Here is a 24399-nt window from a genome sequence, read left to right on the forward strand (position 1 = left end):
CACACCTACCCCTACTCCAGAACCCACGCCCACGCTGACTCCAACACCTACCCCTACTCCAGAACCCACACCCACGCCGAGTCCACAGGCTGGCGGGGAGCCTTCCCCCTCTCCTTCCCCTAGCCCCTAGGGAAAACCCAGTCCAGGCCTTCAACAGGTCTCAATAGTGTTTTAAGGGCCGCCGCCCCCTTAACCTCTACTAAATCTAGTGGGCACGAGCTGGTCAGGATGTTAAGCTACTGCCAGTTGTGACTGGACGGGATCCATGAGCTCAGCGTTGCAGCCGTTTTTGCCGTCGTGGCAAAGGGTTGGCTTTGGGTGGCTGGTGAGTGGGATGTTGTGGGCTGCGGCGGCGGCTGCAGTTGTTGCCCAGCAGTTCGAGTTCACTCCTCAAGCTCCTCAGCCGAATCCCGTCCCCACCCTGCCTCTGCTCAGCAACCCGCCCGGCTCCACGGCTCCGCAAGCCCTGCCACCGGTGCCTCAGGTGCCGCAAATGCCGCTCACCGGGGATCCCATCCCACCACCGGGGGATCCGAGCCCGGCCCCAATCCCGGTGGTGCCCGTTCAAGCGGCCCCAGGTGGACAGGCTCCGCCAGGTGAGGCCTACTCCTACCAACGGCGGCCCGACCTCAGTCCAGGGGGGAATCTGGCCGGGGCCGCGCGGGGCGAGCTGCCCGCCGGCACCCGTATTCTCCTCACGGTCTACCGCCCCATCACCTTCCAGCCCTACCAGGCCATTAACGGCAACCTAGAAGTTTCGGAGCCGGTGCTGGATCGCTTTGGCCAGGTGGTGATCCCGGCGGGGAGCGTGGTGTGGGGCACTCTTGAGCCGATCTACCGAGAACTCAAGTTTTCTGGTCGGGAGTCGGAGAGCGCCGATCCCCAAGAGCGGGTCGTCGGCAGCCGCTTTGTGGCCAACCGCCTCACCATCGGCTCTTCCACCTATCTCATTAGAGGCCAGTCTGCACCCCTCCCGGTCGGATTGGATCGCAACGCCGACGTGGGCACTACCGTCGCCCGTGGGGCGGGCTATGGGGCGGCGGGCGGATTGGCCTTGGGAGTGCTCACGGGGGGATGGGGCTTTTTGCCCATCTTGGCCGGCGGCCTGGCGGGTGCTGCTGCAGGGAGTACCAACATCGACCGGGTGGTGACGCTGCAGCCCAATACGCTGGTGGAGCTGGAACTGAGCGAGAGCCTGATCATCCAATAGCCTTGACAAGAAGCCAGCAGGGGCGGGTCGGTAGAGTAGAGAAGATCCCCCCCAAGTTTGCTCCATGGCCCTTTGGACCTACTTCGTGCCCCCCTTAGCTGGGCTGGTGATCGGCTATTTCACCAACGACATCGCCATCAAGATGCTCTTCCGGCCCTATCGCCCCTACCGGGTTTTCGGCTGGCGCATCCCCTTCACCCCCGGCTTGATCCCGCAGAACCAGCCCCGCCTGGCCAAGCAGATTGCCAAGACCATCATGGGATCCCTGCTCACGCCAGAGGAGCTGCACAACTTGGCCCGCAAGCTGCTGCAAACCGAGCGCATGCAGGCAGGGATCCGCTGGCTGCTGGGGGTGGCGCTGGATCGGCTGCAAAACCCCGAGCAACAGCAGCAAACGGCGCAGGTGCTGGCGCGCATCTTGGCCGATCTGTTTAACGAGTCGTTGCCCCGCCTGGTGAAGGTGCTTGCCCGCCAGGAGACCTTTTTGGAGGGGCCGATTAACCAACTGTTCGACCAGGTGCTGCTGGAGCTGCGCCTCAACGCTGAGCAAGCCCGGCAGCTCTCGGAGTGGATCCTGAAGCAGGCGCTGCCCCCCAAGGTGTTGCGGCAGAACCTAGTGGACTTTCTCACCGATCGCAACATCGAATCTCTGGATGAAGAATTTCGCGAGCGGGCCACCGGCTCCTACTGGGTGGTGGCCAACTTGTTTGGCCTCAAAAACGCCCTACTGCGCCTGCGCACCTATTGCCTGGAGGAGCCGGAAGGGGCAGAAGCCATCTTGGAAGATCTGCTCAAAGACATCAACGCCCCCCGCCGCCTGACCGAGATCCTGCAGAACCTCTCCCTGCAAAACCTGCCGGTTTCCGCCGTACGTCAGTTGCGTCGTGCCCTCCGCGATGGGATCCAAGATTACCTGCGCAGCCAAGGGCCAGAGGTTATCAAAGGGCTGGGGGAGAGCATCGATTGGGAAAAAGTGGCCAGCCTGGTGTTGGGTCGCCTGCGCAACTCCAAGGCGTTGATCACCTCCATCGATCAGATCAGCGCCGACCTGGCTTTGATCCTGGAGCGCTACCTGGAGCGGGATCTGGAATCCCTGATGATGCAGGTGATCCCGGTGTTGAACTTGGATCAGGTGATTGCCGACAAAGTGAACGCCACCTCCCCCGCCGACCTGGAGCAGGCCATCCAACAAATTGTGCGCCAAGAACTGCAGGCCATCGTCAACTTGGGGGGGCTGCTGGGTTTTTTGGTGGGCTGTGTGCAGGTGCTGTTTTTGCTGAGGTGACAGCCCCCTTCCCCAGAAAACGGGAGCTTGGATGGGAGTTTTCGCTTCGGTTATGATATTAGAATGCGGTTAACAATTCTCCACACTTCCGATCTCCACGCCAACCTGCATCCCTGGAACTACTTTGCCGGGAGCACCGCAGAGCACGGCTTGGCCAAGCTGGCCACCCTGATCAAGCGCGTGCGAGCAGCCAGCGCGGATCCGGTGTTGCTCATCGACAGCGGCGACACGATCCAGGGATCCCCCTTGGGCACCTACTATGCTCAGGTGGAGCGGGTCTCCCCTCACCCCATGGCCCATACCCTCAACGCCCTCGGCTACGACGCCTTCACGCCGGGCAACCACGACTTTAACTTTGGGCCCCAGGTCCTGCAGGATTTTGTGAGCGATCTCCGCTGTCCCACCCTGTGCGCTAACATCCTCCGCCAAAATGGGGATCCCCTGTTTCGGCCTTATCTAATCCGAGAAGTGGCCGGGATCCGTGTCGGCCTGCTGGGGCTGACCACCCCCCGCATCGACACCTGGGAGCGGCCCGACTACATCGCGGGGCTGCGCTTTGCCCCCCTGCTGGAAACTGCCCAGCACTACCTGTCGCTGCTGCGGCCCCAGGTGGACGTGTTGGTGCTGATTCTGCACAGCGGCCCCAGCCAATTGCCCCCTTTGCGCACCCCAGAGCACTGGCACAACCCGGATCGCTCCGGCTGGACCAGCAACAAAAGCCTGAGGGGGGAAAACGAGCTGCTGGCCCTGGCAGAGCTGGAGGGCATTGACGTCATTCTCTCCGGCCATACCCATCAGACCATCGCCGGCCTGGGGGGGGCCAAGGCCCTGGTGGTGCAGCCCGGCTACTGGGGCAGCCACCTTTCCCACGTGTCTTTGGAGCTGGAGCGCCACGGCGGACGCTGGCAAGTTGTCGGGAAAACCGCCCAGTTGCTGGCTGCAGAAGGGATCCATCCCGATCCCGAACTCCTGGCCCTGACAGAGCCCTATCATCAGGCCACCTTGCGCTACATCCGTCAGCCCATTGGGCAGGCCCGTTGTGCCTATCGCGGTGGGCTGGCAGCCCGGTTGGGGGCCAATCCCCTAGCAGAGCTCCTGCATCAGGCCCAATTGCAGGCGGTACGGGAGGCCAGCCTCTCGGCGGAGCTCTCCCTGGTCAACATCTGCAGCAGTGCCGGCCTGGCAGCGGGCCCCATCTTTTTGCAAGACGCCTACAGCCTCACCGTTTACGACAACACCCTCTGCATCTTGGAGATCACCGGCGACATCTTGCGACGCGCTCTTGAGCAGACGGCTGGGTATTTTCGCCAATTGGATCCCGATCATCTTCCCCCCGATCCTGCTGCCGTCGTGGCCCCCGAAGCACGAGGCTACACCTTCGACCTTTACCACGGCATCGACTACTGCTTCGATCTCACCCGCCCCGTAGGCGAGCGCTTGGTGACCTTACAATTTCGCGGCCAACCGGTGCAGCCGGATCAGACCTTTCGCCTGGCCATCAACCACTACCGCGCCGGCGGTGGGGGGGGCTACAGCATGTTCCAAGAAGCCCAAACCCTCTGGATCTCCGCCGACAGTATCCGCGACTTTCTCGCCCGCCACATTCACACCCATTCCCCCATCCAGCCCATCTACAGCCACAACTGGCACCTCATTCCCAACTTGGCCGAGATCTACTTTCCCCAGTGTTTGGGCCAGCCTCAGGACAGCTTGCTGGTAGGCTAGAACAACAGGAACCTTAACTGGCTGGTAGAGGAGTCGGTAGAATACGATCAGCACAGAGCCCAGTTTGGCTAATGGCGGCGATGGTTTTGAGACTGCCAAACTGTGGGCACCCGACGTTACTGCTTATTGCTCACGCTTGTCGACATAACCCATGACTGCTGAAGAGAAGCAACCGATGGCCCCAGAAGATACCTATCCTGAGCTGCAGGAAGAAGAGATCGACGTGGAGGCAGAACTGGAGAAGCTGATTTTGGAAGACAGCGAAGCAGAAGCCAGTGCCTCCTCCGCAGAAGCCGGCACCGAGCCATCTCCAGATCCCGGTGAAGCCCTGAAGCAGCTCCAGCACGAATTGGAAGTCGTCCGCCAGCAGCTCAAAGAAAAAGAAGACGCCTACCTGCGCCTCTACGCCGATTTTGAAAACTACCGGCGGCGTACCCAGCGGGAAAAAGAAGAGTTCAGCCAAAAAGAACGGCAGAAATTTGTGCTGGAGATCTTGCCTGTTGTGGACAGCTTCGAGCGGGCCCAGCACCAGTTGAAACTGGAAACCGACCGCGAGCGGGAGTTGCACAACAGCTACCAGAGCGTCTACCGCCTGCTGGTGGAATCTCTCAAAAAGATGGGGGTCTCCCGCATGAAGTCGGTGGGCCATCCCTTCGACCCCAACCTACATGAAGCCATCGCCCGTCAACCCAGCACCGACTATCCCGAAGATGTGGTAGCCGTCGAATATCAGCCAGGTTATAAGCTGGGGGATTTGGTGATCCGTCATGCCATGGTAGCCGTCTCGGCAGGCAGCCCAAACCCTGCACCCTCTCCCCAAAGCGAGGGGGCCGGCCCCGAAGATACCTCTGCCTCTTCCCAAAGTGCTGCAAACTCTTAGCAAAACTGCTCGCTTGAACCTTGACAAGTAGAGCCTATCTGTCTTCAGAAAGGCTACAGTAAAGCTACGGATGCAGAAGCACTGCCTGAAGGTTTCTGCGGGATCCTGGGCAGAATGCTTTTAAGATCCGTGGAACTGCGTCCTTGGGTTAAAACTTGGGGCACCGGAAGAGGGGGCTATGGGTAAAGTCATCGGGATTGACCTGGGAACCACCAACAGTTGTGTGGCGGTTTTGGAAGGCGGCCAGCCCGTTGTGATCACCAACGCCGAGGGAGGGCGTACCACCCCCAGCATCGTCGGCTTTGCCAAAAACAACGCCCGCTTGGTGGGCCAACTGGCCAAGCGCCAGGCGGTTACCAACGCGGAAAACACCATCTTCAGCATCAAACGCTTCATTGGCCGCACCTTTGCCGAGACCGAAGAAGAGCGGAAGCGGGTTCCCTACAAAGTGATCCCTGGCCGAGACAACATGGTGGAAGTGGCGGTGCAAGACCGCGCCTACACTCCCCAGGAGATCTCGGCCATGATCCTGCAGAAGCTGAAGGCCGATGCGGAAGCCTATCTGGGGGAGCCGGTGACCCAGGCCGTGATCACCGTTCCTGCCTACTTTACCGATGCCCAACGGCAGGCCACCAAAGATGCCGGCACCATTGCCGGGCTGGAGGTGCTGCGCATCATTAACGAGCCGACGGCAGCCGCCCTGGCCTACGGGCTGGACAAACAAGATCAAGATCTGCGCATCTTGGTTTTCGACTTGGGCGGTGGCACCTTCGACGTCTCGGTGCTGCAACTGGGCAGCGGCGTGTTCGAGGTGCAAGCCACCGCCGGCAACAACCACCTGGGGGGGGATGACTTCGACCAAAGAATTGTCGATTGGCTCACCCGCCAGTTTTTGGAGACGGAAGGGATCGACCTCTCGCGGGATCGTATGGCCTTGCAGCGGATGCGGGAGGCGGCCGAGAAGGCCAAAATTGAGCTGTCCAGCACCCAGGTTACGCTCATCAACCTGCCCTTTATCACCGCCGACGACTCCGGGCCCAAACACCTGGAAGTGGAGCTGACCCGCGCCAAGTTCGAGGAGTTGGTGCGGGATCTGGTGGAAGCTACTGTCGAGCCTACAGAACAGGCGCTGCGGGATGCCGGCCTCTCCCCTGAGGATATCGACCGTGTGCTCCTGGTGGGTGGCTCTACTCGCATTCCCGCCGTTCAGGAGAAGATTCGGCAGATCTTCAAAAAAAACCCGGATCGCTCCGTCAACCCGGACGAGGCAGTGGCCCTTGGCGCCGCCATCCAGGCAGGGGTGATGGGAGGAGAGGTGAAAGATCTGCTGCTGCTGGATGTGATCCCCCTCTCGATTGGGGTGGAAACGCTGGGGGGCGTCTTCACCCGCATCATCGAGCGCAACACCACCGTCCCCACCAGCAAAACCCAAATTTTCTCCACCGCCACCGATGGCCAGAGCGTGGTGGAGATTCACGTCCTGCAGGGGGAGCGGGCCATGGCCAAAGACAACAAGACCTTGGGCCGCTTTCAACTGACCGGGATCCCGCCGGCTCCCCGTGGGGTGCCCCAGATCGAAGTCTCGTTTGACATCGATGCCAACGGGATCTTGAAAGTCTCAGCTCGTGAAAAGGGGACGGGAATCGAGCAAAGCGTCAAGATCACCAACAACGGCGGCTTGAGCAGCAGCGAGATCGAGCGGATGCGCCGAGAAGCGGAAGCCTATGCCGAAGAAGATCAACGCCGGCGGCAGTTGGTGGAAGCCCGTAACCAGTCGGACAGCCTGCTCTACAACTACGACAAAACCCTGCAGGAGCACGGCAATCGCCTCAGCGAAGCTCGAATCCAGCGGGGGGCTCAGGTGGCGGGCAGATTGAGGGCATTGCTGGCAAATGATAACGTAGACTTAGCAACTTTACGGAACGCAATGGAAGAGCTGCGGGCTGTTCTTCTGGAGATGGGTGGCGAGATCTACGGAGCTCGCTAGGGATTCTCGGAGACAGCTCTTCTTTGGCCTCGGTGGCTTGTAGGCTTGCTTTGGTTGTGTTGCCCGACAAGTTGTGTCTCAAGCATGTTTGATCTTTGCATCTTTAATTTTTTCTGAAGCGCTTCTATGGCTCGTGACTACTACGAAATCTTGGGGGTTAGCCGCGACAGCTCCAAAGAGGAGATCAAGCGCGCCTATCGACGATTGGCTCGCAAGTACCACCCGGATGTCAACAAAGAGCCAGGTGCGGAGGAGCGCTTCAAGGAGATCAACCGTGCCTATGAGGTGCTCTCCGACAGCGAGCTGAAAGCCCGCTACGACCGCTTTGGAGAGGCGGGCTTGGGAGGGGCCGCCGCGGCAGCGAGCGGATTCCAGGATTTTGCGGGGATGGGTGGCTTTGCCGATATTTTCGAGAGCTTTTTCACCAACTTTGCGGGGGTGGGAGCCGGCTATGGCCGCAGCCGCAATGGGCCGGTACGGGGGGATGATCTGCGCTTTGACCTGAAATTGGAGTTTCTTGAGGCCATCTTCGGGGGCGAAAAGCAAATTCGCATCAGCCACCTAGAAGTCTGCAATGTCTGCGGGGGCAGTGGCGCCAAGCCCGGCACGGAGGTCAAAATCTGTCCCACCTGTGGTGGCGCTGGTCAGGTGCGGCGGGCCACCCGCACCCCGTTTGGCAACTTTACCCAAGTCTCGGTTTGTCCCACCTGTGGTGGCAGTGGTCAGGTGTTGGAGGAGCCCTGCTACAACTGCAATGGCGAGGGCCTGGCCCAAACCACGAAGAAACTGCGCATCAACATCCCCGCCGGCGTGGACAGTGGCACCCGCTTGCGGGTTTCCGGAGAAGGCGATGCCGGTCGGCGCGGTGGCCCGCCCGGAGATCTCTACGTCTACCTGTTTGTGGAGCCGGATCCGGACTTTCAGCGCGATGGCCTGACCATCCTCTCGGAGGTGCGGGTGAGCTATCTGCAGGCCATTTTGGGGGCCAAAGTCTCGGTGCCCACCGTGGACTCAAAGGCTGGCTTGGAGGAAGAGGTGGAGCTGACCATTCCCGCCGGATCCCAGCCGGGCACGGTGCTGACCCTGGAAGGTAAGGGGGTGCCTCGCATCGGCAACCCAATGTCGCGGGGCGACCACAAAATCACCCTGGTGGTGGAAATTCCCACCCGCATTAGCTCAGAAGAGCGGGAATTGCTGCTGCGCTTGGCTGAGCTGCACGGAGAACGCATCAACAAGCGGGATGGTTTCTTGGGCGGGTTGTTGCGCGGGCTGGCCCAGATGCCCGGCAACCGGGAGCGTGAGGAAGAATGACGCCAGAGGCTGTTTCATTGCAAGAGGTCAAGCTCGTCCTTGACCAGCGCGGGATCCCTTGCCCCCTCAACTACGTACGGGCGAAGCTGCGGCTGGAACGCATGGCCCCTGGAGAGCTGTTGGAGCTGTGGCTGGATGCAGGAGAACCCCTGGAGCAAGTGCCCAACAGCCTGGCGATGGCCGGGCATCGGATCGAGGGGCAACAAGCTACGCCTGAGGGGCATCACATCCTCTGGGTGCGCCGCGGGGACTTGACATGAGCCACCTGAGCCGGAAGGGATCGGGACAGGCTGCCCAAGAGGGGGAGCAGGGATCCACCTATACCGGCTGGGTGCGAGCGGCGCAGGCCAACTTTTACCGTGTGCGCATTGATCCGGCCTTGGCCGCCCTTTTTCCGGAGATCCCAGCTCAGTTCCCGGCCCAAAAGCCCATGCCGGCGGAGCTCCTCTGCACAGCTCGGGCCAAGCTCAAAAAAATGGGGCAATCGGTGATGGTGGGAGACTGGGTAGAGGTGGGCTTGCCGCCGGCTGCCGACTCTCTCTGGCCGGAGCGAGGGGTGATCGAGGCGATCTGGCCGCGGCGCACTCAACTCCCTCGACCGGCTATTGCCAATGTGACCCAAGTTCTGGTGGTGGTGGCCCTGGCCGAGCCGGATCCCGAGCCCAACGCCCTCAGCCGTCTGCTGGTGCAGGCTGAGGCCAGCCAACTGCGGGTTCAAGTGGTGTTGAACAAATGCGACCGCGTGGATCCGGGGGTGGCGGCAACTTGGGTGGATCGCCTGCAGAGGTGGGGATATGAGCCTTTGCTGGTGAGCGCCCACACCCAAGCTGGGATCCCCCAGTTGCAACGGTGTTGTCGAGATCAGATCTCGGTGGTAGTAGGCCCTTCCGGAGTGGGCAAATCCAGTCTGCTCAATCGGCTGTTGCCAGACGTTCGGCTGGCTACTCAGGCCGTCTCCAGGCGCTTGCGTCAGGGTCGGCACACCACCCGCCATGTGGAGCTGTTTCCCTTGCCAGAAGGCGGTTGGATCGCCGATTCGCCCGGATTCAATGCCGGCGAAGGGATCCCGCCGGTTCATCCTTTGCAACTGATACGGTGCTTTCCAGAAGTCAGGGATCGCTTGGGCACCTGTCAGTTTCGCGATTGCCTGCACGATCGAGAGCCGGGCTGCGGGCTCCGAGATCTGGATTGGGAACGACGGACTTTCTACTTGCAGCTTTTGCAAGAGGCCCAGTCTGGCCAGAATTGCGCGAAAGGCCCATCTCGCCAGCAGGAGCAGGCCGTTGATGGATGGCGTGCCTTTGATTTGAACTACAGTCGTTTCAAATGGCAATGAAACGGTTCGTTCCGTCGCTCTTCCCTCCCCTAGAGGGCGAAGGTAGCACCTCTTCGCCTGAGAGAGTTGGCGGGTCTTCCACCAGTTCCGGCGCCCGTCCTGCCCGGTCGTTGAAGGTTACTAAAATGGGGCCAGTCGAAGGGAAAAATCATGCAGTATCGCAGATTTGGGCGTACCGAGCTGTCTATGCCTGTACTGAGCTGTGGCGGCATGCGTTATCAGCACAGTTGGCAAGACACTCCTTGGTCAGGGATCCCAGCAGCAAGCCAGCAGAACCTGGAAGCGACGATCCGCCGGGCCCTGGAAGTGGGCATCAACCACATCGAAACTGCCCGCGGCTACGGCACCTCTGAGATGCAGTTGGGCCGCATTTTGCCGCTTTTCCCCCGGCAAGATCTGATCGTGCAAACAAAAATTGGCCCCAGCGCCGATCCGAAGCAGTTCCTGGCCAAGTTCGAACAATCGATGAGCTACCTGAACCTCGACCATGTGGATCTGCTGGCCATCCACGGATTGAACACCTGGGAAGATTTGGAGCACAGCCTGCGTCCAGGAGGGTGCCTGGAGGTGTGTCAGCGTCTGGTGCGACAGGGGCGGGTGCGTTTCGTCGGCTTCTCCACCCATGGGCCGACGGAGTTGATTGTGGAAGCCATCCAGTCGGGGGGCTTTGATTACGTCAACCTGCACTGGTATTTTGTCAACCAGACCAACTGGCCAGCCATTGAGGCTGCCGCCCGGCAAGACATGGGGGTATTCATCATCAGCCCCTCAGACAAAGGGGGCAAGCTTTACGATCCGCCCGCCAAGCTGGTGCAGTTGTGCCAACCTCTCAGCCCAATGGTCTTCAACGACCTGTTCTGCCTGTCCCATCCCCAGGTTCACACCCTCAGCATTGGAGCAGCTCGACCCAGCGATTTTGATGAGCACCTGCGGGCGGTGGAGCTGTTGGATCGGGCTGATGAGCTGTTGCCACCGATCCTGGCCCGCCTAGAGCAAGCTTTGATCGAGCAGGTGGGAGAACACTACGCCAAAACTTGGCACCAGGGCCTGCCTCGCTACGACCAAACCCCTGGACAGGTGAATATCCCATTTATTCTGCTGTTGCGCAATTTGGCCTTGGCCTATGACTTGGTGGACTATGCCAAAAGCCGTTACAACCTGTTGGGCAATGCCGGCAGTTGGCTCCCCGGCCAACGGGCAGACCAAGTGGATGCGGAGGCCCTACGGCCCTGTCTCATCCACAGCCCCCACCGCGACCGGATCCCGGCCTTGTTGCAAGAAGCCCATCGCCTGCTCTCTGGAGCCGAGGTGAAGCGGCTATCTCAGAGCCAACGTGTCCAGGGATCCTGACTGTCTGGGCCGCTGGAACGACAACAGCTGATCGGAGCGGCGGGATTTGAACCCACGACCCCCACTACCCCAAAGTGGTGCGCTACCAAGCTGCGCTACGCCCCGACGCACTGAACAGGTGGAAGTTCAGGAAGCGCCTAGTTAGTCTAGCATTGGATCGCGGCCAGAGTTAACCCCAAGCTGTGGGATCCTGCGGAAACCATGCTAGCTTGGTTAGGCTGCTAAAAAACACACGCCTGAACCACCGGGTGTCCTTACAGCCTTTTTGCGGTTTGCTGCAACAGCACCGGAGTTCCTCGCCAATTGGGGCAGAGCGCTCTGGGAGTGAATGTGCAGGAACCGTCAGGAAGGCCGTAGCTGGGATCCGTTCGGGCGGAGGCTAACCCGTAGGAGATGAAAAACTCATGAGCGTAGTCAGTTTGCCTCAACTGTTGGAGGCGGGGGTTCACTTTGGGCACAAGGCCAGCCGTTGGAACCCGAAGATGCGGCCCTACATCTTTACCGAACGGAACGGCATCCACATTATCGATTTGGTGCAGACGGCCCGTTATCTGAACGAAGCCTACGAGTATGTGCGGGATGCTGCCGACAGGGGTTGGCGCTTCCTGTTCGTCGGCACCAAACGGCAAGCTGCTGGGATCGTCGCTCAAGAAGCTCGTCGCTGTGGCAGCTACTACGTCAACCAGCGCTGGCTGGGGGGTATGCTCACCAACTGGGCCACCATCAAAACCCGCATTGACCGCCTCAAAGAAATTGAGGAGATGGAAAGCAGTGGTCTTTTGGATCGCCTGCCCAAACAAGAGGCCAGCCGTCTGCGGCGAGAGTTGGCCAGGCTGGAAAAGTACTTGGGCGGCATTAAAACCATGCGCAAGCTCCCCGATGCGGTGATCATTGTCGATCAGCGGCGAGAAGCCAACGCCATTCAGGAGTGTATCAAGCTTAACATTCCCATCATCTCTCTGCTGGACACCAACTGTGACCCCGACCTCAGCGACATCTTTATCCCCTCTAACGACGATGCCATTCGAGCGATTAAGCTGATTGTAGGCAAGCTGGCCGACGCCATCTACGAAGGGCGGCATGGGCAGCTCGACACTGTCGAAGAGGATGAGTACGAGTACGAAGGGGCTATGGATCTGGACGACGACACTCTGGAGGATGCAGAGGACGAAGAAGGAGAAACTGACGAAGACTAGAGCAGGGGCAGGGATCCCATGCGCTCTGGGCGTTTCCCTGCCCGTCTTCTCTCCAGAAGCTCGTATTCTTGAATCTAGGCTTACAATTTTGCCCAAGCTTACTCGTTCTCACTCCCATTCGGCCACGTCCTTCTCGTTCTTTCATTCGAGGAACCCTCATGAGTATTGATGCCAAAGTTGACGCCAAGCTGGTCAAAGAGCTGCGCGAAAAGACGGGCGCAGGCATGATGGACTGCAAAAAAGCCCTGGAAGAGTCGGGGGGCGACATGGACAAAGCCATCACCTGGCTGCGACAGAAAGGGTTGGCGGGGGCAGCCAAAAAGGCCGGTCGCGTCGCGGCAGAGGGAGTAGTCGATAGCTACATCCACTTCGGCAATCGGATTGGTGTGCTCGTAGAGGTGAACTGCGAGACGGATTTTGTGGCCCGCAACGAAGATTTTAAGAAACTGGTGCAAGACATCGCCAAGCAAATTGCCGCCTGCCAAAACGTAGAGTACGTCAGCGTTGACCAGATCCCTGCCGAGGTGGTGGAGCGGGAAAAAGCCATCGAAATGGGCAAAGAGGATCTGGCCAACAAGCCGGAGAACATACGCGAGAAGATCGTGCAGGGCCGCATCGAGAAGCGCCTGAAGGAGTTGTCTCTGCTGGATCAGCCCTTTATTAAAGATTCCTCGATTACCGTAGAGGAACTGGTGAAGCAGCACATTGCCAAGCTAGGGGAAAACATCCGGGTGCGGCGCTTCGTGCGCTTTGTCTTGGGAGAAGGGATCGAGAAACAGGAAGCGGATTTTGCCGCTGAAGTGGCTGCTCAGGCCGGTCTCAAGCCGGCAGAGCCAGCGCAAGGGGCAGAACCTGTCGCTGACCAAGCTGCTGCCGAGCCTACTGCTGAGGTGGTTGTTCCTGAACCGGTTGCCGAGAGCAAGCCAGCCAAAAAAGGCTCCAGCAAGAAGAAAAAATAGCTCTATTGCCGATGGATCCCTGAATTCACCCCAGTGGGCGGCAGCAGTGCCACTCTGCTTCTCCCACCATGGCAAGCCGGCTGAGCAGGTTGAGGCTTTCTGGATGGAGTTTCCCTATTTTTTGCCTTGGCACGGCCAACTACAACACGCTAGGGTGACAGGCGGTCATTTTGGATCTTGGGCATGAGCTGTATCCTACGCAATGCGTTGATCCCCACCGGCACAGGCTACGAAACCACAGATGTGCGCATCGAGGGGGAACGGATTGCTGCTATCGATAAAGGGCTACCCGCAACGGGCGCAGACAGCCTAGAACTGGAGGCCGGCAACCAAATCTTGCTGCCGGGCTTTGTCAATGCCCACACCCACTCTTCCGAGCTGTGGCAAAGAGGGATCATCCCGCCCTACCCGCTGGAGCTGTGGCTGGCACAACTGCACGAGTACGCGCCGCCGGATCCGGAAAAGATCTATCTCAGCGCCCTGGCGACGGCAGTAGAGACCCTGCTCAGCGGCGGCACGACGGTAGTGGATCATCTCATCCTCATCCCCGGCCAAGAGTTGGCCACCCTCGAGGCGGCGGTGCGGGCCTACCGAGAAGTCGGGATCCGCGCCTTCATCGGTCCCCTGCTTCAGGATCAGGCCCTCTCCACCTGCCTGCCCGGCGGTTCATCCTTCGCTGGCGGGGCGGCAGCCTATCCCCTGAGCACCTCAGAGGTGCTGGCCCTGGTGGAAGAGGCGGTTGAGAAGTACCACCGCCCGGAAGAGGGCATCACCCTGATGGTGGCCCCCACCGGCATCCAACTCTGTTCTGACAAGCTGTTTGAGGGCTGCGCGGAGTTGAGCCAGAAGTATGACCTCCCCCGCCATGCCCACCTGCTGGAAACCCGCGCCCAGCAGAGGTTGGCCCAGGAAAAGTACGGCTGCAGCGCAGTCGAGCACCTGGAGCGCTTGGGCTACCTAGACCGGAGAACCTCGCTGGCCCACTGCGTCTGGCTTACCGATGCCGATATCGAGATCTTGGCCCGCACCGGCTCTACGGTTGTCCACAACCCCTTGAGCAACCTGCGCCTGGGCAGCGGCATCGCCCCCATCCTCAAGTACCGGCGGGCGGGGGTGAATGTGGCCTTTGGCTGCGATGGATCCGCCAGCAATGACTCCCAGGATCTCTTGGAGGCCATTAAAATCGGCACCATCCTGCACAACATCACGGATCCCGACTACCGCCACTGGATCTCGCCCCGGGAGAGCGTCGAGATGGCCTCCCGCGGTGGGGCCATTGGCCTAGGGCTGGGAGAGAAGCTGGGATCCCTGGAGGTGGGCAAGCAGGCGGATCTGGTGCTTTACGATCTCACCCAACTGTCGCTGTTGCCCCGTACCGATCCCATCGGGCTGCTGGTGCTGGGCCGGCCCACCCAGGTGGTGCACAGCGTCTGGGTTAGAGGGAAACGGGTGGTGGCCAACGGCGAGGTAACGACGGTGGACGTGGCCCAGTTGCGGCAGGAGCTGTTCGAGCACAGCCACTGGGATCCCTTCCGTCGCTCGCAGCAGGCAGCACAACTGGAGGCCCGCTACCGCCAGGTGATGGGTCTGCCAGAATAGCCCTAGAGTTGCCGGGGCCGACCGTGGGAGCAACAGCCGACTGGGCCAGAGCTACCGAGCAGGTGAAGCAGCAGGCGCTGGCGCTGGGCTTTGACAAAGTCGGCATCGCCAGCGCGGCGGATCCCCCTGACTTGGCGGGCTTGCGGGCCTGGCTGGCGGCGGGCATGGCCGCCGACATGGCCTGGATGGCCGATCCCCGGCGAATGGATCCAGAGCGGGTGCTGCCGGGGGTGCAATCTCTGGTCTGTGTGGCCCTCAACTACTACACCCCCATCTGCCACAGTCGGGATCCAGCCAAAGGCAAGATATCCCGCTATGCCTGGGGGCGGGACTACCACCGCGTGCTGGGGCGGCGGCTGAAGCAGCTCCACCTCTGGATGCAAACTCAGTTCCCGGATTATCGAGGCCGATTCTATGTGGATACCGGCCCGGTGGCGGAAAAGCCCTGGGCCATGCGGGCGGGCTTGGGCTGGATCGGCAAAAACGGCCTCTTGCTCACCCGCGAGTACGGCTCCTGGGTTTTCCTGGGGGTGATCTTGACAACTCTCCCCCTGCTTCCCGACCGTCCCCATACTGCCCACTGCGGCACCTGCAGCCGCTGCCTGGAAGCCTGCCCCACCCAGGCCATCGTCAGCCCAGGGGTGGTGGATTCCCGCCGCTGCATTGCCTACCACACCTTAGAGAGCCATGCTGAGCGGATCCCTGCCGAAATTGCCCAGAACCTGCACAATTGGGTGGCCGGCTGCGACATCTGCCAAGAGGTCTGCCCTTGGAACCAGCGCTTTGCCCGCCCCAGCCGGATCCCGGATTTTCAGCCTTACCCTTGGAACGTTGCCCCCGATCTCCAAGAACTGGCGCGGCTCGGCGACGAGGAGTTCGACCGCCGCTTCCCCGCCTCTGCCCTGCGCCGCCTCAAGGCCCACCGGCTGCGCCGCAACGCCCAAGCTGCTCTCCGAGCCCATCCCACCTCTGCAGCCTGCAGCAACGATTTGGAAGCCCTCTCTACCTAATTTGGATATCCTTTTCCAACAGGATCTGGGGATCCCTACCCTTGGGCCTGAGCCGGCACCGGAAAACGGTGGGGCTGTTGTCTCCGGGCCGGGGACGCAAGCCGGCATACACGTCTTACCCTCTTTCTTGGGATCCCAGTGCTGGGCTGAAGAGCGTCAGGTGTCCACACCCTAGCACCTCCTATTGGTTTCCCCTCTTCTCAGACCCTAACCCTGCATGGATAACGATTACGAAGACTACTACCCCGGCTACCGGCAGGCCAACAGCTACAACCTACTGCAATCTGGGTGGAAGCCCCTGTACCGCCATTTCGATGCCGAGTATTTCTGGCAACTGGCGATGCGGGATCCCTGGGCGTTGGCCGAGAAATTTTTGGATGTGTGCAGCGATGTTGCCAATGCAGTAGGACGTAGAGAGTACAGCCCGCTGGCCAACTTTCTCAACTTATTTTCAGAGAATACCCGTTACGAGATCGAAGAGTTTTGGAATAGCATCACCCCACCTCTGCCCGGCCCCGACTATACAGTATTTCAAGATCAGCTCTCCACGGAGACGCCGATTCGGCAGCAGGTGAGCCGCGATCAAATTCCCATCGATTACGTTTTAAGGCGCCTGCAGGAAATGACCGTTCTCAGAGTTTTGGCGCATCTGGGGCGACCGGCGCAGATCGTGCAATTCTATATGGAGCGCTACTTCTACTATCCGGTCGAGCGTTTCAGCAGTTGGGAGGAAATCAGCAGCCCGGGCACCACCTATGCCTTCTGGCCAGAGCACCAGATTTGGCTGCAAGTTCAGACCGCCTATCACAACCGTCGCCGCTACACCCTGCTGGGCGTGGATCTCAGGCCCTTAATTCGCAAGGTTACTTACAATCTGGCGGTGATGGTGAGCGGCTACCAAAGCCGGATCGGGCAAGTCTACAGCCCCTATCCAATCAGTTCTTTTCCCGCTGAAATTCAGGCCTTTACCGATCAAGTTCAACAGCAGATTCTACAGCAGGAGCGATTGGCGGTCTTGGTGCACGGGCTCCCAGGTACAGGTAAAACGGCCTGGACGCAAGCGGTGGCCCACGAGCTGCTGGTGCCCCTGGGCTATGTGGTGTTTATCTTGGATCACGAAGCCGTACAGGAGTTCATCGCGCCCCCCTACCTGGAGCGGGTCTGCTTGATCATCAACGAAGCCGATAACCTCGCCCAAGACCGAGCCAGCGAGGTGGCCCAGCAGAGCACCAAAACCGAACGCGTCCTCAGCCTGCTGGATGGCACCCTTCACCAAAGCGTGCTCGATCCCGATTATCTCGACTGCAGGCAGAGGCTGGTGGTGTTGATGACCTGCAACACGACCGAGCGCCTGGATCCGGCCGTTTTGCGCAAAGGGCGGGTGGACTTGATCCAAGAGTTTACCCACCGCTTTGTTTGAGCTGTGTCGGCATCTACCTGGTTTAGCCGCTGGGGCCAATCTTCGACTTGGGTCGGGCTTGGGTGGGCTAGGTAGCCCGCAGTTGAACCGGCATGACCAAATAGCAGAGGCGCGTCGCTCCAATCGGCTTCCAGATGGCCGGCTGGGTGGCGCCGTTCAGCTCCAGGCTCACCTGCTGGGTCTGAAACACCTTAAGGGCGTCCAGCAGGTAGCGCACATTAAAAGCCAGCTCCAGGTCAGGGCCGGACATCTGTACCGGCAGAGATTCCTCGCCACTGCCCACATCGGGCGCCTCGGTGCTGATGCGTAGGGTTTGGGTTGCCTCAGAAAGGCTGAACTTGATGATGTCGTTCCGCTGGGCAGCCAGCACCCCCACCCGCTCCAAGGACTCGATCAAAGGCCGACGCTCCAGGGTCACATGCCGCTCAAACTGCCGCGGGATCAGGCGATTGTAGTCGGGATATTGGCCTTCCAACAGGCGGCTGGTGATCCGCTGTTGGCACTGGGCGCCGGGGGGCAGAACAAATTGCACCTGGGATCGGTCAAACCGCAATTCCACCGTCGATGTCGCAGTCTGTGCGGCGAGGATGCGCTCCAACTCTCGCAAAGTACGAGCAGGGATGGTGAAATCCAACCCCAGGTTGGCCACCACCGGGATCCCGTCTGCCTCCACCTGCACCATGGCCAGACGATGCCCGTCGGTGGCCGCAAACTCTAAGCAAGGGGGATCCCCCGCCAAGAGCTTGACATGAACCCCCGTAAGCACCTGCTTGGTCTCATCCCCAGAGGCCGCAAAGAGGGTTTGGCCGATCCCTTGCAACAGGCTCTCGATGGGCAGCTCCAGGGCCTGAGCTGCTGCGCCTTCCTGCCCCGCCAGATCGCCATCCGCAGCGGCGGCACGAAGCGGTATCTCCGGCAAGGTGGGGTATTCTTCAGCCGACATGCCCCGCACTTGGTACTGGCCGGCTGCCGACGTGAGAATCACAGGGGCACCCTCCTGGGCTTGGTTGCTCACCCTAAGACTCATCGGGCCGCTGGGCAGACGGCTGACGATATCGCCGAGCAACTTGGCAGGCAGAGTGATGCGACCGGATCCCTTCACCTGCGCCTCGAACTCGCTGCGAATACACAAGTTCAAGTCAAAGGCGGTCAGGGCAACCCGTTGAGTTTCCCCGCTCGCCTCCACCAAGACATTGGCCAAAACCGGCAGGGCAGGGCGGCTGGCAACGGCTCGTCCAACGGAAGCGAGGTGGTGGCTGAGATCGGCTTGCTCACAGGTAAAGCTGAAGCCATTTTGGGACAGGTCGGCAGCCTCATCAAAGCGGCTCTCCCCACCATAGGGGCCGCCAGCCTTGCCGCTGCGCCGGGCCAGCGCGAACGACTCGGTTTCCAGTTCTCGATCCACAGGACGTTGAGCTTGCACCATGGGGAGCACTTGAGGGCTGCACAGGCACATCCTACACCGACTGCCCCGATCGGATCCTGCCTTGCCAAGACGAGTTTTGCAAAAAAAATTTTCTCGCGCGCGCGGGATCAAGCTAGAAACCACGATCCCTATCTAATTTAATTTTTTGATCTAGTAGTAGTAGGGGCTGTGGAAACTGTGGAAAGTGATCGCCAACCCCTTGCGCCATCAGCCTTTGAGCTTATTCCCCACCTGTGGAAAAACTGTGGATAACTTGGCCGTTTTTCCACAGGGTATTTATACCTGTTAATAACTTGGGGGGTTTTTCCACAGGTTTTCCACAGGTTTTTGGGGTTTTTCCACAGGTTTTCCACAGGCTGAAGGGATGCAAATGTTGCTATTTCCTGACAAATTCATAAAACTTAACACACGATCAGCGTGAGATCCCCTAACGTAGTGAGTCCTCCCCCTAAATATGGCTGGGGACTCCACCGGAGCTTGGGCAGGCTTCGCTGGATTTCCACAGCTTTTCCACAGGCTGGCGAAGAGAGCCTGGATCTTGCCTTTTGGCTTGATCGGCTCTGCTTGGCTGCCGGTGAGCTTGCAGGTACTCTTGGCAGGACAGCCAAGACTGAAGGCGGTAGGGATCGGGGCGGGACAACACCTGACCCAGAGCAGGGGATCCAGTTGCGAGGGGATGGCGTCAAGAACCCGTAGCAGCGGAGGGTCAGGTGTAGGTCAACGGGATCCATTCTGGTAATGGCGGGAGCGCAGCACGAGCACGTCAGAAAGCTGGCGCAGTTGATTCTGAATTTGGGTCAGTTGCTTTTTGTCGCGCACATCGATACAGAGATCGATTAGGGCAGTGCGGTTGGCAAAAGTTTGTACCTTGGCGTTGCGAACATTGATGCTCTGATCCGACAGGCGGGACAGGATATCCCGCAACACCCCGACGCGGTCGATGACTTCCAGATGCAGTTCTACCGGGTAAATCTGAGCATTTTGCTGCAGTTGCTCTTCATTCCAGCGCACCGGCACCAAGCGTTCTCCCGAAACCTGGGCCACCCGCGGGCAGTCCCGATGATGGATGCTAATGCCTTTGAAGCGGGTGACCACGCCCAAGATCGGATCCCCGGGCAGCGGGTTACAACACTTGGCCAACTGGTGTTTCAGGCCCTCCACCCCCAAAATGGGGGACTGGGATTTGCGGGAGCCAGAAGCCGCCCCAGGCCGCGGCAACAACAGCTTGGATCCCTCGATCGCTCCTGCCTCTGTGGGGGGAGAGACTGCCGGTTTGCTGACCTCCTGTAGCCGATGGAGCACCAGCGTGGGGGTTGTCTCGCCATAGCCGAGAGCCGCCAACAAATCCTCTACGCTGGCGTAGTTGAGCTTCTCGGCCACCTTTTGCATCCGCTCGGATTTGAGCAGGGCATCAAAGCCCGTTTTGCCCAGCTCCCGCTCCAGCAAATGCCGACCCCGGGCGATGTTTTGCTCGCGATTCGAGCGCTTAAACCATTGGCGAATGCGATTGCGGGCCGAGCTGGTGGCAACGAAATTGATCCAGTCCAAGCTGGGATGGGCATTTTTGTGCGTGATGATCTGCACAATATCCCCATTGCGCAGGCGGGTATCCAAAGGCACGATCTTGTTGTTGACCCGCGCCCCCGCACAGTGATCCCCAACTTCGGAGTGGATGCGATAGGCGAAGTCCACCGGACAGGATCCCTGCGGCAAAGCCAGCAAATCCCCTTTGGGCGTGAAAACGTAAACCTCGCTCTCAAACAAGTTCTCGCGAATGGTCTCCAGATACTCTTTGTCGTCTTTGAGGTCGTTTTGCCACTCCAGTAGCTGCCGCAGCCAGGTAAAGCGCTCCTCGTCCGGCCTAACGGTGGTGCTGCCAGCCTCCTTGTACTTCCAGTGGGCGGCGATCCCGTACTCGGCCACGCGGTGCATCTCTTCGGTGCGGATCTGCACCTCCACCGGTCTTCCCTGCGGGCCGATCACCGCCGTATGCAAAGATTGGTAGCGATTGGCCTTGGGCAAGCCAATGTAGTCTTTGAAGCGCCCAGGGATAGGGCGGAAGCAGTTGTGAACGACCGCCAGCACCCGATAGCACTCGCTGTTGGTCTGCACGATTACCCGCACTGCCGAGAGATCGTAAATCTCGTGAAATTCTTTGCGCTGCTGCTGCATCTTGCGGTAGATGCTGTACAGATGTTTGGGCCGCCCGCTGATCTCAAAATGTTCCAGCCCCGCTTGGATGAGGTTTTGACGCAGCTCTTCGATAAAAGCTTGGATCTCCGCCTCTCGCTCAGCGCGCTTGGCGTTGACCAATTCCTGGATCTTTCGGTAGGCTTCGTAATCCAAATACTTAAAAGCCAGATCCTCCAGCTCCCACTTGAAATGCCAGATCCCCAGTCGGTTGGCCAGAGGGGCAAAAATTTCCATCGTTTCGGCCGCAATTTGCCGTTGCTTGCTGGGGGAGAGGTACTGCAGCGTGCGCATGTTGTGTAAGCGATCCGCCAGCTTGACCACGATGACTCGAATGTCTTTGGCCATGGCCACAAACATGCGGCGGAAATTTTCGGCCTGCTGCTCGGTTTTGCTGGAGAAATTGAACTTAGAAAGTTTGGTAACTCCCTCTACCAGTAGGCGAACTTCTGAGCCGAATTCGGCTTCCAGCGCCTCTAGGGTGACCTCTGTATCTTCGACAACATCGTGCAAAAGGCCCGCTGCCACCGTCACCGCATCTCCCCCCAGCTCTCGCAGGAGCGTAGCCACGGCTACTGGATGGGCAATGTAGGGATCCCCTGATTTGCGTTTTTGGCCCTGATGCAAACAATAGGAAAACTCAAAGGCACGGCGCAGCAGATCGGCTTCTTCAGCCGTGTAGGGCCGCAGCCCATCGCCGGGATCCTCAGCACCGGAAAGCAAAGCGCGCAGCCATCCCGGCACCTCAAAGTCGAGGCTGTTTAGGTCAAGACCTCTATCTGAGGTGGCAAGGACAGCAGTCTGACCCATGTGAACCCGGAGAAACAGGATGTTTAATTACTGACTATAGTTCATCCAGCTCGACCGCCAACAGATTGGAGAGAGAAAAAATACCGGATAAAAAGCGAAGCGCCGGCGAGCCGCCGACGCTGCCTGCTGGATATCCTCAGCAGAGCGAGATTAGTCTTCGCCCCATTCCTCGCAATCGCCGATTAAATCGCAGAGGGGATCCGAGGGGCAGTAGTCTTGCAGCTCCAACTCCTGGGCAATTGCCTGCCACTCCCGCTGTGGGAAAAAAGGCTGCAGGTGGGAAATGGCTTCAGAGCGGCGCAGAACCCCCTCCCGGATGAGGCGACGAGCTTCCTCCTGAATAGCCTCAACCGCATAGTGGGTGGCTTGTAAAGTGGGCATGGCTTAACCTACAGGTGGGATGAATGGGATGCACCGGAGAGCCAGAAGGAATCTGGACTTGCCTGGCCATCTCCATCATAGAACTGGGTCTCGTTTCGTAGCAAGAGATACAACTTTGTAGTGCAGATAACTGTAGGGATAACCCGCACCTGCCTGAAAGACCATGCCACACTGGATCCCAACCCTTCCAACAGCAGCACCTATGGATCCCTGTCTGATCCCTGTCAAGCTTCCCCACGGCTCCTACGACATTCTCATCCAGTCCCCCGCAGGTTCCGGCGGCCACAGCCTCAGCCAGTTGGGATCCCAGATGCGAGCTTTGGGGCTAGCCGGCAAGGTGCTGGTGGTGAGCCATCCGGGTATTGTCAAGCATTTTGCCGAAAAGTTGATGCAAGGGTTGCAACAAGCCGGGTTTGCCGCTCATCTTTTTCTGTTGCCCGCCGGCGAGCGCTACAAGACCCTGCGCTCGGTGGCCAAGATCTACGATGCTGCCTTGAGCTTTGGCCTGGAGCGCTCTTCCACCCTCGTGGCCCTGGGAGGCGGGGTAATCGGGGATATGGTGGGGTTTGCTGCCGCCACCTGGCTGCGCGGGATCCCTTGGGTGCAGGTGCCCACCTCGCTTTTGGCCATGGTGGATGCGGCCATCGGCGGCAAGACCGGCGTCAACCATCCCGGCGGGAAAAACCTAATTGGGGCCTTCTACCAGCCGCGCCTGGTGTGGATCGATCCAACGGTGTTGCAGACCCTGCCCCCGCGGGAGTTTACTTCAGCCCTAGCCGAAGTGATCAAATACGGCGTCATCCAGGCTGCCGACCTGTTTGAGTTTTTGCAAGACCGGCCCAAGCTGAGCCGCTATGCCGACTTTGCTCCCGCCGACCTGCACTATCTGCTGCGCCGCTGTGCCGAGTGCAAAGCCTGGGTGGTACAACAGGACGAACGAGAGGGGGGCCTGCGGGCCATCCTCAACTACGGCCACACCCTCGGCCATGCCCTGGAAGCCGTTACCGGCTACCGCCGCTACCTGCACGGGGAGGCCGTTGCCATCGGCATGGTGGCTGCGGGGGAGATCGCCCGTCGCCTGGGGTGGTGGAGCGCGACTGAGGCCGAGCGGCAGCGACGCCTTATCGAAAGGGCAGGGCTGCCCAGCCACTGGCCCGCCGGGATCCCTTGGGAGGCGGTGCTGCAGGCGCTGCAGGCAGACAAAAAAGTCAAGCAAGGGCGGATCCGCTTCGTTCTGCCCCGCCGCATCGGCCAAGCGGAGCTGACCGATCAAGTTGAGCTGGCGGATGTGCAGGCCGCTCTGGCCGCAATGACAGGAACCTCTTGAACCCTAGAATTAGGAAGACCTGAGGACAAGAAAGCATGGGACGGCAACAACGGGTAGCCATCTTGGGGGCCACAGGAGCCGTAGGAATGGAGCTGCTAAAGCTGCTGGAAGAGCGCCGCTTTCCGGTGGCAGAGCTGAAGCTGTTGGCCTCGCCCCGCTCGGCGGGCACCCACTTGACCTTCAAGGGAGAACGGATCCCGGTGGAGCCGGTTGCAGAAGCGTCCTTTCGGGGTCTGGATCTGGTGTTGGCCTCTGCCGGGGCAAGTGTTTCCAAAACTTGGGCCAAGACCATCGTCGAGGCAGGGGCAGTGCTAATTGACAACTCCAGCGCCTTCCGCCTGGATCCCGATGTCCCGCTGGTGGTGCCGGAGGTCAACCCCCAGGAAGCCTTTCGCCACCAGGGGATCCTCGCCAACCCCAACTGCACCACCATCCTAATGTGCGTGGCCATCTACCCGCTGCATCGCCACATCCCGCTGCGCCGCGTGGTGGCTGCCACCTACCAGTCCGCCAGCGGGGCCGGGGCCCGCGCCATGGTGGAGCTAGAGGAGCAAACCCGCGCCTACCTGCAAGGCCAACCGTTGCAGCCGCAGGTGTTCCCCTATCCCATTGCCTTCAACCTCTTCCTCCACAACAGCCCCCTGCAAGAAAACGGCTACTGCCAGGAAGAGATGAAGATGGTCAACGAATCCCGCAAAATTATGGGATCCCCCCACCTACGGCTGACGGCTACCTGCGTGCGGGTACCGGTGCTGCGCACCCATGCCGAGGCCCTCAACCTGGAGTTCGAGCAGCCCTTCCCGGTGGAACAAGCTCGGCAAATCTTGGCCCAGGCTCCTGGGGTGGTGCTCATCGAAGATTGGGAACGCAACCGCTTCCCCATGCCCATCGACGTGGCCGGCAAAGACGAAGTGGCCGTGGGCCGCATCCGCCAGGACATCTCCGAGCCCAAAGCCCTAGAGCTGTGGCTGTGCGGGGATCAGATCCGCAAAGGAGC

The 24399-nt window shown here is 60.0% G+C and carries 18 protein-coding genes, 1 tRNA gene and 1 pseudogene; 16 read left to right on the plus strand and 4 right to left on the minus strand.

All coding sequences use genetic code 11. The features are described from left to right. Positions 1-265: 265 nt before the first annotated feature. The 9 genes from NW853_RS05445 to NW853_RS05485 all read left to right on the plus strand — a co-directional run bounded on the left by NW853_RS05445 (position 266) and on the right by NW853_RS05485 (position 11084). Positions 266-1210: a hypothetical protein gene (locus NW853_RS05445; RefSeq protein ID WP_414334167.1), complete on the plus strand. Its 945-nt coding sequence runs from the start codon at positions 266-268 to the stop codon at positions 1208-1210. Between the two features lie 64 nt (positions 1211-1274). After that, positions 1275-2495: a DUF445 domain-containing protein gene (locus NW853_RS05450; protein ID WP_414334169.1), complete on the plus strand. Its 1221-nt coding sequence runs from the start codon at positions 1275-1277 to the stop codon at positions 2493-2495. A gap of 63 nt (positions 2496-2558) precedes the next feature. Beyond that, a complete protein-coding gene (locus NW853_RS05455; RefSeq protein WP_414348216.1) occupies positions 2559-4220 on the plus strand; it encodes a bifunctional metallophosphatase/5'-nucleotidase in 1662 nt (553 codons plus the stop codon). 151 nt (positions 4221-4371) lie between these two features. Further along, complete coding sequence (grpE, locus tag NW853_RS05460) at positions 4372-5100, plus strand: nucleotide exchange factor GrpE (RefSeq protein WP_414348219.1); 729 nt, start codon at positions 4372-4374, stop codon at positions 5098-5100. Positions 5101-5278: 178 nt separating this feature from the next. After that, positions 5279-7087 (plus strand): molecular chaperone DnaK, encoded by a 1809-nt coding sequence (dnaK, locus tag NW853_RS05465; RefSeq protein ID WP_414334173.1) that lies wholly within the window; start codon positions 5279-5281, stop codon positions 7085-7087. A gap of 126 nt (positions 7088-7213) precedes the next feature. Beyond that, on the plus strand, positions 7214-8398 hold the full coding sequence (gene dnaJ / locus NW853_RS05470; RefSeq protein ID WP_414334175.1) for a molecular chaperone DnaJ: 1185 nt from the start codon (positions 7214-7216) through the stop codon (positions 8396-8398). Then, entirely contained in the window at positions 8395-8658 is a 264-nt protein-coding gene (locus NW853_RS05475; RefSeq protein WP_414334176.1) for a sulfurtransferase TusA family protein, read from the plus strand. The genes dnaJ and NW853_RS05475 overlap by 4 nt, the downstream gene beginning before the upstream one ends. Beyond that, on the plus strand, positions 8655-9734 hold the full coding sequence (gene rsgA / locus NW853_RS05480; RefSeq protein WP_414348222.1) for a ribosome small subunit-dependent GTPase A: 1080 nt from the start codon (positions 8655-8657) through the stop codon (positions 9732-9734). Before NW853_RS05475 ends, rsgA begins: the two co-directional genes overlap by 4 nt. A gap of 150 nt (positions 9735-9884) precedes the next feature. After that, positions 9885-11084 carry an aldo/keto reductase gene (locus NW853_RS05485; protein ID WP_414334178.1) on the plus strand — a complete coding sequence of 400 codons (1200 nt, stop codon included), beginning with the start codon at positions 9885-9887 and terminating at the stop codon, positions 11082-11084. A gap of 31 nt (positions 11085-11115) precedes the next feature. Here NW853_RS05485 and NW853_RS05490 read toward each other — a convergent pair. Further along, positions 11116-11189, minus strand: a tRNA-Pro gene (locus NW853_RS05490). A gap of 299 nt (positions 11190-11488) precedes the next feature. On the opposite strand from NW853_RS05490, the gene rpsB reads away from it, so the two are divergent. The 5 genes and pseudogenes from rpsB to NW853_RS05515 all read left to right on the plus strand — a co-directional run bounded on the left by rpsB (position 11489) and on the right by NW853_RS05515 (position 17268). Continuing rightward, entirely contained in the window at positions 11489-12280 is a 792-nt protein-coding gene (gene rpsB, locus NW853_RS05495) for a 30S ribosomal protein S2 (RefSeq protein ID WP_414334179.1), read from the plus strand. A 158-nt stretch (positions 12281-12438) separates the two neighbouring features. After that, positions 12439-13095 (plus strand): annotated as a pseudogene (gene tsf, locus NW853_RS05500) (translation elongation factor Ts); the annotation flags it as partial. A 327-nt stretch (positions 13096-13422) separates the two neighbouring features. After that, positions 13423-14838 carry an amidohydrolase gene (locus NW853_RS05505; RefSeq protein ID WP_414348224.1) on the plus strand — a complete coding sequence of 472 codons (1416 nt, stop codon included), beginning with the start codon at positions 13423-13425 and terminating at the stop codon, positions 14836-14838. 8 nt (positions 14839-14846) lie between these two features. After that, positions 14847-15848, plus strand: a complete 1002-nt coding sequence (queG, locus tag NW853_RS05510; RefSeq protein WP_414334183.1) for a tRNA epoxyqueuosine(34) reductase QueG — start codon at positions 14847-14849, stop codon at positions 15846-15848. Positions 15849-16065: 217 nt separating this feature from the next. Beyond that, positions 16066-17268: an AAA family ATPase gene (locus tag NW853_RS05515; protein ID WP_414348226.1), complete on the plus strand. Its 1203-nt coding sequence runs from the start codon at positions 16066-16068 to the stop codon at positions 17266-17268. A 67-nt stretch (positions 17269-17335) separates the two neighbouring features. On the opposite strand, the gene dnaN is transcribed toward NW853_RS05515, so the two are convergent. The 3 genes from dnaN to NW853_RS05530 all read right to left on the minus strand — a co-directional run bounded on the left by dnaN (position 17336) and on the right by NW853_RS05530 (position 22075). Further along, complete coding sequence (gene dnaN / locus NW853_RS05520) at positions 17336-18694, minus strand: DNA polymerase III subunit beta (protein ID WP_414348229.1); 1359 nt, start codon at positions 18692-18694, stop codon at positions 17336-17338. Between the two features lie 717 nt (positions 18695-19411). Then, complete coding sequence (locus NW853_RS05525; RefSeq protein ID WP_414334189.1) at positions 19412-21694, minus strand: RelA/SpoT family protein; 2283 nt, start codon at positions 21692-21694, stop codon at positions 19412-19414. Positions 21695-21844: 150 nt separating this feature from the next. Next, a complete protein-coding gene (locus NW853_RS05530; protein WP_414334190.1) occupies positions 21845-22075 on the minus strand; it encodes a DUF4327 family protein in 231 nt (76 codons plus the stop codon). Positions 22076-22277: 202 nt separating this feature from the next. Between NW853_RS05530 and aroB the strand changes: the two genes are divergently transcribed. Together aroB and NW853_RS05540 are read left to right on the plus strand one after the other, a co-directional pair. Next, positions 22278-23402, plus strand: a complete 1125-nt coding sequence (gene aroB, locus NW853_RS05535) for a 3-dehydroquinate synthase (RefSeq protein WP_414348232.1) — start codon at positions 22278-22280, stop codon at positions 23400-23402. A 35-nt stretch (positions 23403-23437) separates the two neighbouring features. Next, positions 23438-24399, plus strand: a 962-nt coding sequence (locus NW853_RS05540; RefSeq protein WP_414348235.1) for an aspartate-semialdehyde dehydrogenase, incomplete at its 3' end; no start/stop codon positions are given.

The organism is Synechococcus sp. H55.11 (assembly GCF_047462475.1).
Taxonomy (GTDB): domain Bacteria; phylum Cyanobacteriota; class Cyanobacteriia; order Thermostichales; family Thermostichaceae; genus Thermostichus.

Coding starts and splice junctions, on each gene's coding strand:
- NW853_RS05445 (WP_414334167.1), top strand. CDS start 266: ATGAGCTCAGCGTTGCAGCCGTTTTTGCCGTCGTGGCAAAGGGTTGGC.
- NW853_RS05450 (WP_414334169.1), top strand. CDS start 1,275: ATGGCCCTTTGGACCTACTTCGTGCCCCCCTTAGCTGGGCTGGTGATC.
- NW853_RS05455 (WP_414348216.1), top strand. CDS start 2,559: ATGCGGTTAACAATTCTCCACACTTCCGATCTCCACGCCAACCTGCAT.
- grpE (WP_414348219.1), top strand. CDS start 4,372: ATGACTGCTGAAGAGAAGCAACCGATGGCCCCAGAAGATACCTATCCT.
- dnaK (WP_414334173.1), top strand. CDS start 5,279: ATGGGTAAAGTCATCGGGATTGACCTGGGAACCACCAACAGTTGTGTG.
- dnaJ (WP_414334175.1), top strand. CDS start 7,214: ATGGCTCGTGACTACTACGAAATCTTGGGGGTTAGCCGCGACAGCTCC.
- NW853_RS05475 (WP_414334176.1), top strand. CDS start 8,395: ATGACGCCAGAGGCTGTTTCATTGCAAGAGGTCAAGCTCGTCCTTGAC.
- rsgA (WP_414348222.1), top strand. CDS start 8,655: ATGAGCCACCTGAGCCGGAAGGGATCGGGACAGGCTGCCCAAGAGGGG.
- NW853_RS05485 (WP_414334178.1), top strand. CDS start 9,885: ATGCAGTATCGCAGATTTGGGCGTACCGAGCTGTCTATGCCTGTACTG.
- rpsB (WP_414334179.1), top strand. CDS start 11,489: ATGAGCGTAGTCAGTTTGCCTCAACTGTTGGAGGCGGGGGTTCACTTT.
- NW853_RS05505 (WP_414348224.1), top strand. CDS start 13,423: ATGAGCTGTATCCTACGCAATGCGTTGATCCCCACCGGCACAGGCTAC.
- NW853_RS05515 (WP_414348226.1), top strand. CDS start 16,066: ATGGATAACGATTACGAAGACTACTACCCCGGCTACCGGCAGGCCAAC.
- dnaN (WP_414348229.1), bottom strand. CDS start 18,694: ATGGTGCAAGCTCAACGTCCTGTGGATCGAGAACTGGAAACCGAGTCG.
- NW853_RS05525 (WP_414334189.1), bottom strand. CDS start 21,694: ATGGGTCAGACTGCTGTCCTTGCCACCTCAGATAGAGGTCTTGACCTA.
- NW853_RS05530 (WP_414334190.1), bottom strand. CDS start 22,075: ATGCCCACTTTACAAGCCACCCACTATGCGGTTGAGGCTATTCAGGAG.
- aroB (WP_414348232.1), top strand. CDS start 22,278: ATGGATCCCTGTCTGATCCCTGTCAAGCTTCCCCACGGCTCCTACGAC.